A 15,176-nucleotide genomic window follows, 5' to 3' on the forward strand; every position below is an offset into this window, starting at 1 on the left:
GAGACAAAGGAGATCAAGAGTCGTCAAAGTCAGTATTCGACCGAACAACAGCATCTGAGAGCTGTGAATTAAATGGAAATTTGTCAGCCATTCGCTGGGCTATAATCGTCAAACGAATAATATAGGAACTCAAGAGAAGAAATGGTACAAATCCCGCAATCAGAACGGCTGGGATAAGCACAGTTAGAGTCGCTGACGACACCAACGGCACAGAGGCTGGGGCTGTATACAACAACATTACAATGACACTTGAGAGCTGTACTGGGAGTCCAATATAGAGGAGGAACCGAGAGAGTTCCGCTACTTCAGATTCGATAAACGTTGTCTGAAACATTCGGGTTGCGACGACAATATACTCCAATTTATCAGTCAATTGATCGAGTTGTTCCGTGACTTGGTCGGTAAACTCGTCGGAATGCTCCATTTGAAGATACCAGGCCCGATGAGCGTGGTTCTCGTAATCCGCATTTACAGAGGTAAATAATGCATGTTTCAACTCACTCGCTGGATGTTCAAGGAACTCCACTACCTGATCGGTATGTGCCTGAAATCCAGTAATGAGGTCTTCAAGTTCGTTATGAGCCCTCTTTGTTCGGGCTTGTGATGAGAGTTGTTCGAGAGACTCCAGATCGTCGCGTACATTTGCAAAGAGAAACAGGAAGAAGATAGCAGGTTTCACTGGCATGACTGACTGGCTGATCGTTTTGCTAATATCTTCACGATACGAGATTGTTTCAGCCATCTCAGCTCGGATTTCGTCAGGTGATTCAAGTTCTCGTCCGAGGAGAAACTGGCTGAGTGAAGTAATAATAGAAATAAGTGTGAAATTAGCCGTGATCAGCGCGAACAGTAAGAAGAGAATAGGTCTTTCTGACTCCAATGGAATAAACCCCAACGACATGACTACTAGTAACGTACCAGCCAGGAGGACAATCTGAAAGATACTCACTAGCATTCGGTTACCCGTCACTATGATCCACTCCCAAGGGCCATCCACGAGTAGAGAAAATTCGAACATAAGCCACGATGTGAAGTTGGTTTTCGTCGTCTGTGTTAATCTGCCCATGATCTTGTCCCTATGAAACAGCTAAGAAATACTGGCTGCAATTCAACTAGACTTTCGAAAATCAATAATCGTTGGTCGTGATATGCTATATTCACTAATATCGTTGCGTGTGAATAAGGTTCTGGGTAACAATATCGATTTCGGGCGAAACTAGTACTCGCGCTGATTCTATACCATCAATAAATATCATAAATTAATATTTAAATAAACATATTATATATATATCAACCCTCATCAATAAGACTAGCTGCGACGGTTCAGACATCACTACAATCACGATCAACTGAAGCAGGCGTTCAATGGACGAGCTCTTACTGAGGTGATGGAGGACTACACAGGGCCATGATGTTGATTATAATGTTTTGTTTATATTTCAAGGAGATCAGTTGATTAATAACTAGTGTCATGGGGATCTGTAAAACATTTGTATGAACTATTCTCGTTAGTGTCGTATTATCTATTATATCCCCCAATCTTTTATTATTCTTGAGTCCTAGTCGGATCGATGGGAGATTTCAGAAAGTTGTGGGATAGGATTGGTATTGGTGGTGTGATCATTCTTGGATTGGCACTTTTTTTCTTCCCAGAACCAACAACATCCTTTATCGGAGTCATCATTATTATAACCGCTACTCTAACGTGGCTGGAAGGCTGGTACAGCAGCCGAAAACTAATATTCAAACTTCAGACAATGAGAATCAATGAATTTGGAAGTATAGTAGATATAGGTACACCTTAGTTGAACAAGTAAACAGAGGAAACGAGGAAATAAAGACGTGGGTAGCTATAGTGGAAGTCCCGTCCTTTAGGATAGGAAAATGTCACCCTGGGATCGTAGAGCGAACAACCACGTCGTCGCCCTGTTATGGCCACGCCTACTGTCGTCGCTACGCTGGCGATCATACCCCTCCGTTTCATCGTTCTCTCCTCATTTTACTATGTTTGCTCAGATCCCGGTTACCGCAATCAAGCAATAGAGACAGTCGGCTATCAAACGTGGTAAAACCACCGTTATCGGAACCGCCGGCCTGTCCGGAACGAGGCGGTGCTCACTCGCATCCGCTCGCTGCGTGCCTGTCCTCGCCGTCTCCCTCGCTGTGCTCAGTCGGCGGCTGCGACCATCCTCCCGGCCGGCGGACGCTTGTACCGTCGGACACGATAGAACCGCCTACCAGACGGGAGAGTTACCAGAAAATCTGACTCTTGAAATCGGGATAGGAAAGGGAGATTAGGTGCTCTTGCCGCCATCCGTCGCGACTTCGGCGTTCACGAGTACATCCATCTCAGCGGCTGCGTCTGACGTGATTTCCTCTCGATCGTTGCTGTCGTCCTGCTAAACATAGTCGGAATCAGTCGATGGAGAAGAAGTCTGTATCCGTGTCTAATGGGTGGAACCCCCTGATTTGCCAAGGATCTTCTTACCGCCAGTTGTGTTGCGGAACCCGAACCCATCCTGGTTGTCGATCTCATTAGTGAGATCACGAACGTGACTTATCGAGTAACGCCGTCGAGAACCGAAGACTGAATCTTAGAAGCGGACATAGCAGTCCTAGCACGGAAGAGCTCGATCTTGATTCCTTGACCTCTCTCGTTTCGATCGAGAACAGCAGCAGGTTTCCGATCGATTGGTGGCACGTGCGGATCAACTCCCATCTCCTCCAAGCGCGATTCGTGAATGTACAGATCACCGTTCTCGGGATGATACACTAGTCCGAGGGCGGCGAGAACGTCCGGAAGGTACTTGTCAATCGTCGGTTGCGACGATCCGGCTACGTCCTCGATCGTTGCGACAAGTGTCCCCTCAAGAATATTCTGGTCCAGCCCAACAGTGTCCCTGATTCGGTCACAGAGACCTTGTGTTTTTCTTCCAGGGTCGTGGGATTACACTCCTGTTCTTGATCATCCTGCTGCTCACGCTTCTCCTCGATCCTGCCGAGTCGACCACCGTCCTGATACTCGCGGATCGCATACGCGAACATGATACCAGGGTTCTCGCCGTTGGATCGGGCGAACGAGGAAAACGCCTCCTTCGTTAGTGGGTTGGACGGCCGTGGCAGGGACCGGAGGGGACCTTTTCGGTTCAGTCATCGTTGATGTAGATTACTCTTCGAGTTGTCAGAGTCGTGCGTTTGCGACCTTCCGGCTCATGATGGCCGAGTCATCATTGTCCTTGAACCGGCGGAGCGCCGAGTAGACAGTGTCGTAGTTCGCGTCGAGTACATCAACAATCTCTTGAGTACCGGCGGCACCGCCGAGATCGCGGATCGTCTGGATATAATCCGTCTCCTCGTATTTTGTGGCGTAGCGCCCGGAATCCGGATCCACGCTCTCGCCCATCCTTGGACATAGGGATCGGGCTCGTGGCCATCACAGATAGTTATGTCGCACTCCTATTATATAACACCTACCCAGATAAATTTGATGGAAAATTTTTACTAATACAAGTACTTGTGGTGGATAGGGAAGCTCGGTCCTATTAGGCGTTGAATCACCCCGGTGCAGGGACACCGAGGCCAGGTTTCTCTGGATCAGGAAACCCATAAACACGAACATTGCGAGCACAAAAGAAGGTATCGACAAACGAACGATCCGCGCAGCTACTGAGAGCATGAGCACCGACCGCCACGCCGGCGAGGCCGGCGAATTCGACATCTACAGCGAGAGCGGCTTAGTGTACTGCGTCCGCCTGATCACCGAGACCTGTGACTGTAAGAGCGCGACGTACCAAGACGGCGCGTGTAAGCACCAGCACCGCGTCGAGATGATGATCGCCGCTCGCGAAGAGTATCGCGGACTCGGTGATTCGACGGTCGAACACCGACCAGCCGACGATGCAGCGGTCGTGACCGACAGCGGTGTTGTGGTCGAGACCGCTACACAGGGTGACCAAAAGGCTCAAATCACCGGCCCGTATCTTGAGCCTCCGGAGCAGGCTGGTGCGACATACTGGAGGTACGAGGACTGTGGCCGCGAGTCGCTCCGACGTGGGGACATAGAGCACTTCGAGTTCTACGCCGAGGAGTGCGTGCTCCGATGAGTCCCGAGGATTTGACTACCGATCAGACAGTTCTCTTTTTTAGCAGGGCGTGTTGCCCCTCCAAGGAGTGATCGACCTCAATCTCGCGTTATCCTTTATCGGAGGACTAATCCTGTCGTTGGGTGTCATCTCGGATTTCATCAAACAGATGTCTGGCCGGAGGGAGTGCCTCCCGCACCGGCGTACGTCTTTAGCTACTGTCGGTCCGATCATCGCCAGGGTAAAGCCGTTAGGGGCGGACTGATATCGTGATGCCCGACAACCCGCAGAAACAGCCGAGCGACGAGGTGGACGTCAATCAGATCCAGCAGTCGAAGACGGAGGGCGAGGCGTATCAGACGTCGGTATCGTACATGGCAAACACCGTCGCCAACGACGGAGCTACGAAGGAGGAAGGCGAGTATGTCGTCGGGTACGCACAGGAGGAGGCCGAGGGGATGTACGAGCTCGTCGGTGAGGGGGAGTTTGAGTTTGTCGAACCGGACGAGGAGAACTGCCACCTTGAGGTCGTCATTGCGGACGCCGGGGACAAACGCTTCATCCCATACTGCGACGTGACCGCGACACTCGAACGCGACAGTGAGGAGTACGGCCCATTCGAACTGCCGTTCCTCTGGCACCCGGGTGTCTATCACTACGGGTCGAACGTCGAGGTATCCGAATCGGGCACGTACGACCTTCACGTCACGATCGGACCGCCGGAATTCGGCCGCCACGACGAACAGAACGGCGATCGCTACGGCGAGACCGTCACGGTAACGTTCGAGTCGATCGACGTAGAGACCGGCCAGGACTGAACGCCCGAGGGCGACTCCCTGAGTGACTCGTCTGTCCAAAGCACCCTTCGGAGGACTCCTCAGCGATGTCCGTTTCGGCTGATGCTGATGCGTGCTGTTCATAGAAGCTCGTTACTTGCTAGTTCGGTAAGCACCCTATACGGAAGGTAAATGTCTTCATTACCGGGATGAAAAAATCAACAGGATCTACTCGAATCTGGTTGGAAGCAACTTGTTACAGGCCGAATGCAATACCATCCGATGAGAGATTCCTACTAGAGGGAACGTTGCTCTAGTGTCAACCGGATTAATTCTATATAATGAATCGATGGACAACACAGGGATCTACCCTCTCAATGGTTACCTGACAATGCTTGCAAAGACAAGCATCCAATCTTTATGCTAATACTTGATACAGTGGGAAAGGATGGTCGATATCATCGGCCATATCGCTCCGTTTTACTTCGCACAGTATCTCCAAGATCAGACCGGGGCACTCGTCTATATCCCGCTGTCCGACGGTGAGAAATACTTCGCGAAGGATAAATCGATAGCCGAAATCAACACATACACTCGGGAAAACCTGCGTGAGATACTTGCTGTCGGCTTTGATCCGAATCGGACACGCATCATCATCGACACGGCGGATGCAGATGTTATCTATCCACTTGCAGCGGCGCTCGTGACCGAAGTAACCCAATCAACAGTGAACGCAACCTATGGAACCCCGGAGAACATCGGGCTCTCGTTCTATCCGGCGATATAAGCAACGCACCTCCCCTTACCGCAACTGGTCGAGGGGCCACATTCGACACTGGTACCGATTGCAGTCGATCGGGACCCGTATGTCCGTCTCTGTCGGGACATTGCAGCCAAGCAGCGCTACGACGTCATGAAGCCGGGGCATTACTCTTGAATTCCTGCCGAGTCTTGACGGTCCAGGGAAAATGAGTTCCTCGAGTGACACACCGAGCATCCTGCTTTCGGATGACCGTGAGACAGCCTTTGAGAAGATTCGGACCTACGCGTACTCCGGTGGCCAATCGAGTGTAGAAGCCCACCGAGAGCATGGTGGGAACCCCGAGGTTGACGTTCCCTATCAGTTCCTGTACTACTTCTTTGAGGAAAGCGACAAACGAGTCGAGCAGCTTGCGCGTGAGTATCGCGATGGCACGCTGTTGAGTGGTGAGCTCAAAGAGATCGCAGCGACGAAAATAGCTGACTTCCTTGAAGGCCATCAGAAGCGACGCGCTGCACTCGGTTCACTATATAAGGAGTTACGACCCTATCGGCTTACTGCGAACGAACGCCAGACAGCGCGTCGACGACTAGGATACACTGAGGATTTACTACCATCCCTCCATAGTTTCCAGACTCCATCGCTTAGACTCATCTGGTAAACCCGAAAAACGCCACGTGAATTGGTATAGAGCATCGTAAACTGCTCACTGGTATTATCCAAGCCGATAATCGATACGGTGGAGTGCGGCGCGTTCTCAGTCCATCCAGGGCAATTCCAAAAAATTGTCCACCTCCGAGCGTTGAACGAGGACGGGTATACCATCTGACTTAGTTAGTAAAACAGCAATACGTTTAATCTTAGATGATACACCAGGTACTCAGATACCGGATCTCAAACCGTGAGTAAGGTTATTGACTTGGCGATCAAAGCTCTCGATGTAGAATCCAATGACATCAGAGACATTCGCAAAACTTGAGGGCATTGAAATGGACGATCAAGGAATCGACACATTCCTTCGTGAGCAGGGTATAGGCATACTCTCGCTCACCAACGGGCGAGAGGCATACGGAGTCCCGGTCTCGTTTGGATACGATGGCAAGGATAGTTGTTACTTTGTATTCCTTCGTGCGGGCGAACAGAGCAAGAAGGAGCAGTTCGCCGAGAAGACTGAACGTGCAAGTCTAACAGTCTCCGACGTCACCTCAAAACATGTCTGGACGAGTGTGATCGCATCTGGGTCACTTCGTGTAATCGGCGATAACGAGTGGAGTAAGCTTGAGACGGCGATCGAGGACAATGCGTGGTATCCGAGTCTTTTCTCTGAGGCCGAGCCCATGCGAGACTTCCAAGGCTGGGAGCTACAAATCGACGAAGTAACGGGTCAACAGAGCGAAGGATAGCGATCTGGTGAACCGTCTTCAAACCGTGTGATATCCTCCTCGCCGTAGTGGCGGGGCTTCCACAAGGCTGGTCCTTCTCCGCGTTATGATGGACTCTCCAAATTTAGCCCTGTTGAAATCCTATTCTTCAGATCCAACACAATATGAAACAGCCGGTTGCTGAAGAGTGCGAATATCGCAGACTCAAACCTCCTCCGAAGGTCGTTTTCAATGTGTTCGAACAGCTTTCCGGTAATCCTTGACTTTCATTTCGGGTGAATGGTCTGCTCATCTAAAGTTTTTCACCAGTAGTGTGTTTAACTCTGTAAACAGGATTCTCATAGGTAAACTGATGGTATAGGGTACTTCAGACGCAGATGATGCCACAGTTAACTGGGAACTTGACGTGACGGATTCTCTTCTCTTACAGACCCTCGCATATGTGGGCCCCAGTATCTTCGGTGGCGTCGGTATACTCGTTGGTGGGCTATTACTCTGGCTGGTTGTATCGGCGTTGTTGGATGGTAACTTCGCTCGAGCAGTTGGATTTGTTGCCTTGGCGGTACTGGCGCTGTTTTCTCGTCGCTATCTTCCAGCATTACTCGATACAAATCTCACTGACCCATTGTGGAACCGATACTCGCGGCGGGGGCTCGTAATCGGGAGCGTGTTTGGCGCACTCGTCCTCCTTGGAAGGCGCAGTTGCATCCTGTGGCCCCGTTCGCGGTGTTCATCGCTATCTGGGTTCCGCTCGTTCTCACCGCAGCGTTTCCGACGAGTGGTCATGCTGACCGAACGGTGGGAACACTCGTCGTTGACGATACTAAGGTGCCGCTCGAAGCAATCAGCGCATTCCGGGCAATTCCCATAGGCACGTTCGTCGTCTGCTGGCTCTCGTATGCACGGGGGGTTCCGACCGCACCCCGTATCATAATCCTCCCTATCTCGATCAGTTCATCAAGCAGTCCACGATAGGTCGTATTCTTCCGAACTTTGAGACCCGGCAGAACAACATGCTAAGGGGGCATATAGCGGTGTGTGGAAATCTTCGAGGAGTATCGAGAGACCGCTCGGCGTGCCAGATGAATCGCCTTCTCAGCGAAACGGAGAATCTGCGACTTCGGGAGGGCGTTCATCTCGTGGAAGTACAGGATAAATCTGTAACTTTCCGAGGATTTCAACCGAGCTCCAGATTGTATTCCGTCGTGATACAGGCCGTGCCATGCAACTGGGATCCTCTCCTTCAAGAAGGACTTGGGTAGTTTCCGATAGTATCCGCTTGTGGTTACCAATGTAGGTATTCCAACTGTTCGAGGATAGAGATCTCCGTGGTAGAAGTGCGCTGCTGTCGAACTTGGACTTATATTTTCCTCTAAGAGTCTCTAGCCGACTTTATGGTAGCTAGCATCGGTCGAATCGATGTTCTTCGTCGATTTCGGATCATCGGTAGTCTATTTTAAAATCATCCACTATTGTTTGTCGATGTTACCTCATCCTCGCCCCCGTCAGCCAGTGAAGTATCAATTTTGTGTTCGAGCCAGACCCATTCATTAGTCATAAGCCCGTTCTCTTGGAGCTGCCATGGATCACCATTCTCGATAACCTGCCCCTCAAAAGACGATTGAACGATGTTCCAGAGGAAGACGACGCCGCCGATGAAGATGAGGAACGCGCCGATCGTCGTGACCTGATGCAGGGTCGCATACTGGGGCAGGTACTCGGCGTATCGGCGGGGCATGCCGCCGTAGCCAAGCAGGATCATCGCGAAGAACGTCACGTTCGTCCCGATGAAGCTCAGCCAGAAGTGGATGAGGCCCAGCTGGCGCTGGTACATTCGGCCCGTGACCAGCGGGAACCAGTAGTAGACGGCCCCTAGGAGCGCGAACCCGATCGCGCCCATCACGATGTAGTGAAAGTGCCCGACGATGTAGTAGGTGGCGTGGAGGATCGAGTTGATGGGAATTGACGCGAGGAAGACGCCGGTGACGCCGCCGATGATGAAGTTCGAAACGAACCCGAGCATGAACAGCATCGGCACCGTCAATCTGAGACGGCCCGACCACAGCGTGGTGGTCCAGTTGAACACCTTCACCGCACTCGGCACCGCGATGGCGAGCGACACTGCCATGAACGCCGAGCGAATTCGGGGGTCGATGCCGGTCGTGAACATGTGGTGGGCCCAGACACCGAAGGAAAGCACGCTGATCGCCAGCGTCGAGTAGACGACGAACTTGAAGCCGAACAGCTTCCGGCCCGCGAACCGGGGCAGGATCAGGCTTACCAGTCCCATTGGTGGCAGCACGAGGATATAGACCTCGGGGTGGCCGAAGAACCAGAACAGGTGCTGGTAGAGGATCGGTCCGCCGCCCTCGACGGTGAAGAAGGTCGTCCCGAGGTTCCGGTCGAGCAGCAGCATGATCAGGACGCTACCCAGAAGCGGGAACGCAAAGAGGACCATCCCAGACTGGGCGAGCATCGTCCACGAGAAGATGTCCAGTCGCTCCCAGCCGACGTCTGGCGCGCGCTCGGTGAAAACCGTTGCGATGAAATTGATCGCACCCAACGTCGCGCTGATCCCCGATAGGTGCAATCCCAGTAACATGAAGTCGATTCCGAGGGCACTCTGGTTGAGAGACAACGGCGGGTACATCGTCCAACCAGTCTGGGCGGGCTCGATACCGAGTGACATCAGGACGAACGGACTCCAGATCAGTGTGCCCGCCACCGGCAGCAGCCAGAACGCGATGGCGTTGATGCGGGGAAACGCCATGTCGTCGGCGCCGATCAGAAGCGGAAGGACGTAGTTCGCGAACGCGTTGATCATTGGCGTCCCGAACAGAAAGAGCATTGTGATGCCGTGGCTCGTCATCAGTGCGTTGTAGGTCGTCACCTCCAGAAGGACCGTTTCTGGGCTGAACAACTCTGTCCGCATCAACGCGACAGAGAGACCGCCAATAACGAGTGCAATCGTAGCAAAGATACCGTAGAGAATACCGATATCCTTGTGATCGACCGTTGTCAGCCAACGGACGAGTCCGTCTGGTTTTTCTCCTGTTTCGTAACTAGTACCGTCGACTGCACGTCCACCTGCGCTGGTGAGTGGTGTATATGATCGCCAGTTCTCGAGACGGGCGATCCAACCGGCAACTATCACTAAGAGTAGTCCCATTAAGATGGTCAGCACTATTTGTTCATCTATTTGCATAGTAGGACGCTTGTTATCAATGATCATAATTGTTAGGACCAATGCCAGATTACTCTGGCAGTCTGACATCAATCGACTGATCCAGTAGCAGTATCTCCGGGGCGCAGCAGGCCTCGGGAGTTACATAACCACCGACATCGCTACAGAAAATGCACGCGGATCAGGAAAGGGTTGAACGGTTCGTTCGGGAACGCTCCTAGGAACACGAGAAGGTTGCGGCCGAGCTTTGGAAGCGGACCGGAGTCTGCCGAAGATCTACCGCATCACTACCTGCTCAGACAGAGCCCACTCTCCGCGATGTTCGTCGAATCGACCTCTGGCTCCGTCCCATGCATCAGCCAACAGCCTAGCCGTTCCTGATCTTCTCAGCTAACTGTGTTACTTCTTCGGCCTCATAGTCTGCTTTGATCAATTCCTCGAGTTTTCACACGTTCCAGTGGTCCAATTCCCACTTGTTGTGGCCGGCACAAGTGGGCTCGTCGGAACGTCACTTCAGATTGGGCCACCGTGGCTTGGATCAGTGGGAACTATCCTGTGGAGTCTGGGGGTCGGTGTGTTTATAGGGTCACTTCTCTGGACGATTCGCAGCAACCTGACTGGTTATGACACCGCAACAGGAAAAACAAATATCGAGCGACAGCCGATAGATCGCTTGGCGAACGGATTCATTCCATTCGCATTTATCTATCTGATCATTGGAACATACGAAACACTCGCGATATACACAGGCCTTCCTCTGCTTTACGATGGATATCCTCCTCGAGTAACGCACTTGCTGGGGGCAGGTACAGCCGGATTGCTGATATTTACACTCGGATTTCGACCCCTTCCTCGATTTTTGGTCGCTTCTCCACCGCGAATGCTCGTTGTACTGGTTCTGCCTGCGGGAACGCTCGGACCAATACTCCTAGCTACTCATTTCGGAGGCAATTTCTGGTTTCAGCTCGGAGCGCTCCTCGAAGCTATTGCAGTAACTGGATTCGCTATTGGAGTCGGACTTCTCTTCATCCAGTCAGAGCGCCGGCGTGTGGGGTTCTATGGTATTCTGGCCGGAGCGATCAGCGGCGTTGTCGCGGTTGTGATTGGATTATGGTTTGTGTTCAATCAGCAGTCGTCGGCACTGGTACTGGTACATCTCCGTCTGAATCCCCTCGGATTCCTCGGGCTCACGATTATCGGGATTTCGTATCAGTTCTATCCGCCGGCTGCCGGAACCGTTCGAGGAGCGTCGAATCGTACCGCACTCATTTCGATCGCTGGACTTGTGAGCGGTTTGCTCGTCCAAGTCATCGGGTTGGGCGGTAATATACCACTGCTGACGACACTAGGGCAGTTGCTAACGCTCGGCGATACACTCCTGTATGCATTCCTGATTATCACCGTATTCACTAGATAGAGATATTTCTCGTTCTAGATGAACATGCTGAATATGGCAACGGAGGTGGCGTTCTGATGAAGAGCTTAGAGAGGACTCCAGACCGGTCATCAACCGGCTCGTTGACAACCTTCAAATCATCGAACTCGAGTACATTCGTTTGGGATTGTCAATCAAGACAACTAGTTGGAGACAAATTGCCACGTTCAGCCAGAAATTACCTGAATTCCATTCTAGAGTGATTGGTTACCTGAGACCCGTTCGCCAGTCTTGATCCACTAAATGAACCTCTGATCGCAGCACGTCAGTCTTCTGGAACCTGAAAACGAGCGAAATACCCTCGCTTTTCACCGAGTCTGCGTTCGAAGACAAACCCTATCGTCTCTGCACGCTCTTGGAGCGACTCAAACCGAACCCAATGAGGATCGGGAAGGGCCTCGCCGATTATCAGTCGGCCTCCTGGCTTGAGGACACGGTATACTTCTCGTAGCGCGGACTGTTGATCGGGAATTTCACCGAGCGCGAGAACTAGGTAGACAGTATTGAATACATCATCCGAATAGGGGAGTGCCTGTGCATCGCCTTGCGTTGGGATAATATTCGAGAGTTGCTGGTCGTTTGCTCGAGTAGCAGTGTGTTCGAGCATCTCCTGCTGGAGATCAAGGATATGGAGTGTACTATCCGGTCCAAGCCATTGAGCAACGGGGAGACTATAATAGCCAGTTCCGGGTCCGATTTCGAGGATTCGCTGATGTGATTTCGGTTCAAGGAGCTCTTGCAGTTTAGACCGGGTAACAAATGGATGGGGTAAGTTTAACCAGAAGCGCTGACTGTACGGACACGCTGACGGATTTTTCCGCCACCAGACGGCGTAGGCCACGGCAGCCAGTCCCCCGATACATACGAGTCTCTTACCAATACGTGTTAGTTGCTTTTTCATGATCCGTTGAGTAGTGTACTCTCGACTACTACGTTAACGAGTGTTTCCCCGGTTGACTACTCCGACGTTGTAAGCGTTGTCTGTCTGTCTGGGATATGGATGTGATCCGGATCGACACCTAGGAAGTCTCCATCAGCTGGATTGACTACTCGACCAAGGAGGAGCCAGCCAGTCGTTCCTTCGGTTCCACACGTTATACATCGACCTGTGAATCGAGCTTCAATATTTGGGGGATCAACGCCGATCTCAGCAAATCCCTCCGCGAGAAAATCGGTTACGTGACACTCACAGAGGTCTGACCGAGCGAGTGGCCAGAGATCACTTATGCCGAGTTCGCGGTTTCCATTCACACTGAGCCAGGCACCTCGGTCGACTGTGCGAATCGACGTGGACACACTTGTAGATTCGATAGAACAGTACTGAGTGTATCGACAGATACGATACTCGCCGTTATGTTGTTCACTGAATTATTGTGTACGCTCAAAGGATGATCAGATTAGAGTCACTCTTACTGTAGAATTCTTTCTACAGGTAGAGTACCGGCTCATACTCACAGTACTTTGTTGTCATTACTCAATCGGATCGCATTACAACTATCGCATAGTGGTCGATAATAAATAGGGCTATGCACCTCCTCTGGATCTCTGTTTCTTGCCCACAGGCGAGACAAGGAATTGTTTCGTGGTCCTTGTTCGAAGGCGAATGAGAGTCAATTAGCTCCATAGAAGATGGCTCTCCGACGAAGGCAGGAACCGTTAAGTTACTGTCCACACGCAGTAGATCTCTCTTCCAACGTACACATGGGCCCCCTCCGAGTTCAACCACAGTTCAGTGAGATTTGCTTGGGTAATGTTATTTATCTCTCATAAGTATCATACTACTTGAAACGGTAGTCTATCCCGTTGATGACTGCTAGTGAACCACTGTTCGATCGGTTAGGCGGCCAAGATGCTATTGATGCTGTTGTCGATGAGTTTTATGACCGAATACTGAGCGATGAGAGAGTTGCACATCATTTCGAGGATACCAACGTGACCGAACTTCGGGCGCACCAAGCACAGTTCATTGCTGCCGTTACGGGTGGACCAGTTGAGTATGATGGTGCGGACATGCGAGAGGCTCATGAGGGAATGGGAATTACTGATGAGGAATTTGATGTTGTGGCAGACCATTTAGACGCATCTTTGGAAACATACGATGTAGCTGAAAACGACCGCCAGCAAGTTCTCACCGAGATTGAAAGCTATCGTTCCGCTATCGTTGGTGTATAGATTCCGCTATAAAAACGGGAGTCTAAGGATATTAGCTGTAATATATTTCCAACCAGTGACTGATGACTCAAATTTCTAATCCTAAAGAGTGGTTACGAAGATCGATCTTGGAGCGAGGAGATTGACGCTATTAGTGATTCCCACAAGAACTACCAGGATTACACTCTCATCTAGCATATGATTCAGTTTTACACCATCGGCCACTCCTCGCGTTCGATAGAGGAATTTCTCTCGGCGTTACAAGCACACGGGATAGATCTCGTTGTTGACGTTCGTCGCTTCCCTGGTTCCGAGCATAATCCACAGTTTAACGCGGATACCCTCACTGAAACGTTGGCGGAACACGAAATCGAGTACCGGCATCTCGAGGCACTCGGTGGCCGACGGTCAAGCCCACTAACCGATTCTCCCAACATCGGCTGGGAGAATAGTTCCTTTCAGGCCTATGCTGATCACGCACTCTGTGAGGAGTTTCAGAACGCTCTCGAAGACCTAATCGAGTTCGCTCAAGAGCACACGCCAGTGATCATGTGTGCCGAGGCAGTGTACTGGCGATGCCACCGACGGATCATCGCTGATTGGCTGATCGCCGCTGGTTACGAGGTCATGGATATCTTCGGTCCTGACCGCGCCAATGAACACGACATAACGCGATTCGCAGAAATTCACGATGGAGACGTTATTTATCCAGCAATCGATGACGGATCGTGATCTACTACGTGAAGTCTGTGTTTTCGGACGTCATGCCCGTCATCATGGAGTCTTGAGTTTATTCTCGGCATCTTCTAGATCCCGAAACGAAGGAGTACCTACTCGACCGCGACGCCGCCCAGCATGCCGTTTGAGCGATGCGGGTTACAGAAGTAGCGGTAGTTCCCCGAGTCCTCAAAGGTGTACTCGAAGGTCTCGCCCTCCTCGCTGTAGAGATCGCTCTCGAACTCGCCGTCCTCATTCTCGACGTTGTGGGCGCCGCCCTCGCCGGTCCACTCCCAGACGACGGTGGTACCGGTGTCGATCCGGATGGCTGCCGGGGAGAACCCGAACCCGTTGTCGCCCGTGCCGACGTCGACGGTCACCTCGTCCTCGCCAGTGTGGTCGGCGATCGTGCCGTCGTACTCGTTGGCGTTCGAGAGGTACTCGTCGAGTTCGTCGGGCACGTCACTGCTCCCGCCGTTGCCGTCGCCGTTCCCGCTTCCGTTTCCGTTGCCCGAACACCCGGCGGCGGCCGGCGCAAGAGCTGTGACGCCAGCAACCTTGACGAACGCGCGTCGGTTCATATCGGTCATGATGTATGTGGACGAATAGAGCCCATCACCGATAAAGGTGGCAGCGACGGCTCCGTTCCAGCCTTCTCCACTCAGTCGCCGGGCTCGGATGACGTGACG

General features: G+C 51.9%; 12 protein-coding genes and 2 pseudogenes. 8 read left to right on the plus strand and 6 right to left on the minus strand.

The genetic code is table 11. From position 1 onward, the window contains the following. Positions 1 to 13: 13 nt before the first annotated feature. Positions 14 to 1,066, minus strand: a complete 1,053-nt coding sequence (locus EAO80_RS10950; protein WP_211330688.1) for a hypothetical protein — start codon at positions 1,064 to 1,066, stop codon at positions 14 to 16. 505 nt (positions 1,067 to 1,571) lie between these two features. Here EAO80_RS10950 and EAO80_RS19735 point away from each other — a divergent pair. Beyond that, a complete protein-coding gene (locus tag EAO80_RS19735) occupies positions 1,572 to 1,805 on the plus strand; it encodes a hypothetical protein (RefSeq protein ID WP_162993976.1) in 234 nt (77 codons plus the stop codon). 1,376 nt (positions 1,806 to 3,181) lie between these two features. On the opposite strand, the gene EAO80_RS10960 is transcribed toward EAO80_RS19735, so the two are convergent. Beyond that, a complete protein-coding gene (locus EAO80_RS10960) occupies positions 3,182 to 3,403 on the minus strand; it encodes a hypothetical protein (RefSeq protein WP_245998589.1) in 222 nt (73 codons plus the stop codon). A gap of 271 nt (positions 3,404 to 3,674) precedes the next feature. On the opposite strand from EAO80_RS10960, the gene EAO80_RS10965 reads away from it, so the two are divergent. The 4 genes and pseudogenes from EAO80_RS10965 (at position 3,675) to EAO80_RS10985 (ending at position 7,021) form a co-directional block, all read left to right on the plus strand. After that, the gene (locus tag EAO80_RS10965; RefSeq protein WP_245998590.1) at positions 3,675 to 4,103 is read left to right on the plus strand and encodes a hypothetical protein; all 429 of its coding nucleotides are present in this window, start codon (positions 3,675 to 3,677) and stop codon (positions 4,101 to 4,103) included. A 251-nt stretch (positions 4,104 to 4,354) separates the two neighbouring features. Further along, complete coding sequence (locus EAO80_RS10975; RefSeq protein WP_122089934.1) at positions 4,355 to 4,900, plus strand: iron transporter; 546 nt, start codon at positions 4,355 to 4,357, stop codon at positions 4,898 to 4,900. Between the two features lie 418 nt (positions 4,901 to 5,318). Next, a pseudogene (locus tag EAO80_RS20810) lies at positions 5,319 to 6,279 on the plus strand (tryptophan--tRNA ligase); the annotation flags it as partial. A gap of 289 nt (positions 6,280 to 6,568) precedes the next feature. Then, a complete protein-coding gene (locus EAO80_RS10985; RefSeq protein ID WP_122089935.1) occupies positions 6,569 to 7,021 on the plus strand; it encodes a pyridoxamine 5'-phosphate oxidase family protein in 453 nt (150 codons plus the stop codon). 911 nt (positions 7,022 to 7,932) lie between these two features. Here the strand turns inward: EAO80_RS10985 and EAO80_RS10990 are convergent. Continuing rightward, positions 7,933 to 8,136 (minus strand): annotated as a pseudogene (locus EAO80_RS10990) (IS5/IS1182 family transposase); the annotation flags it as partial. A 326-nt stretch (positions 8,137 to 8,462) separates the two neighbouring features. Beyond that, entirely contained in the window at positions 8,463 to 10,205 is a 1,743-nt protein-coding gene (locus EAO80_RS10995) for a cbb3-type cytochrome c oxidase subunit I (RefSeq protein ID WP_211330689.1), read from the minus strand. Between the two features lie 520 nt (positions 10,206 to 10,725). Here EAO80_RS10995 and EAO80_RS19740 point away from each other — a divergent pair. Further along, positions 10,726 to 11,601 carry a hypothetical protein gene (locus EAO80_RS19740; RefSeq protein WP_162993977.1) on the plus strand — a complete coding sequence of 292 codons (876 nt, stop codon included), beginning with the start codon at positions 10,726 to 10,728 and terminating at the stop codon, positions 11,599 to 11,601. Between the two features lie 283 nt (positions 11,602 to 11,884). Here EAO80_RS19740 and EAO80_RS11010 read toward each other — a convergent pair whose 3' ends face one another. Then, positions 11,885 to 12,460: a class I SAM-dependent methyltransferase gene (locus EAO80_RS11010; RefSeq protein WP_211330690.1), complete on the minus strand. Its 576-nt coding sequence runs from the start codon at positions 12,458 to 12,460 to the stop codon at positions 11,885 to 11,887. A gap of 965 nt (positions 12,461 to 13,425) precedes the next feature. Between EAO80_RS11010 and EAO80_RS11020 the strand changes: the two genes are divergently transcribed. Next, complete coding sequence (locus tag EAO80_RS11020; protein WP_122089939.1) at positions 13,426 to 13,791, plus strand: group I truncated hemoglobin; 366 nt, start codon at positions 13,426 to 13,428, stop codon at positions 13,789 to 13,791. A 177-nt stretch (positions 13,792 to 13,968) separates the two neighbouring features. After that, positions 13,969 to 14,502, plus strand: a complete 534-nt coding sequence (locus tag EAO80_RS11025) for a DUF488 domain-containing protein (RefSeq protein ID WP_122089940.1) — start codon at positions 13,969 to 13,971, stop codon at positions 14,500 to 14,502. Between the two features lie 98 nt (positions 14,503 to 14,600). On the opposite strand, the gene EAO80_RS11030 is transcribed toward EAO80_RS11025, so the two are convergent. Beyond that, positions 14,601 to 15,077: a halocyanin domain-containing protein gene (locus tag EAO80_RS11030; RefSeq protein WP_122089941.1), complete on the minus strand. Its 477-nt coding sequence runs from the start codon at positions 15,075 to 15,077 to the stop codon at positions 14,601 to 14,603. Positions 15,078 to 15,176: the final 99 nt, after the last annotated feature.

Origin of the sequence: Halalkalicoccus subterraneus (assembly GCF_003697815.1) — an archaeon.
Taxonomy (GTDB): Archaea; Halobacteriota; Halobacteria; order Halobacteriales; family Halalkalicoccaceae; genus Halalkalicoccus; species Halalkalicoccus subterraneus.

Bases quoted from the DNA above. Each gene is read 5' to 3' on its own strand.
- EAO80_RS19735 (WP_162993976.1), top strand. From the start codon at position 1,572: ATGGGAGATTTCAGAAAGTTGTGGGATAGGATTGGTATTGGTGGTGTG.
- EAO80_RS11020 (WP_122089939.1), top strand. From the start codon at position 13,426: ATGACTGCTAGTGAACCACTGTTCGATCGGTTAGGCGGCCAAGATGCT.
- EAO80_RS11025 (WP_122089940.1), top strand. From the start codon at position 13,969: ATGATTCAGTTTTACACCATCGGCCACTCCTCGCGTTCGATAGAGGAA.
- EAO80_RS10985 (WP_122089935.1), top strand. From the start codon at position 6,569: ATGACATCAGAGACATTCGCAAAACTTGAGGGCATTGAAATGGACGAT.
- EAO80_RS10975 (WP_122089934.1), top strand. From the start codon at position 4,355: ATGCCCGACAACCCGCAGAAACAGCCGAGCGACGAGGTGGACGTCAAT.
- EAO80_RS10995 (WP_211330689.1), bottom strand. From the start codon at position 10,205: ATGCAAATAGATGAACAAATAGTGCTGACCATCTTAATGGGACTACTC.
- EAO80_RS10965 (WP_245998590.1), top strand. From the start codon at position 3,675: ATGAGCACCGACCGCCACGCCGGCGAGGCCGGCGAATTCGACATCTAC.
- EAO80_RS10960 (WP_245998589.1), bottom strand. From the start codon at position 3,403: ATGGGCGAGAGCGTGGATCCGGATTCCGGGCGCTACGCCACAAAATAC.
- EAO80_RS10950 (WP_211330688.1), bottom strand. From the start codon at position 1,066: ATGGGCAGATTAACACAGACGACGAAAACCAACTTCACATCGTGGCTT.
- EAO80_RS11030 (WP_122089941.1), bottom strand. From the start codon at position 15,077: ATGACCGATATGAACCGACGCGCGTTCGTCAAGGTTGCTGGCGTCACA.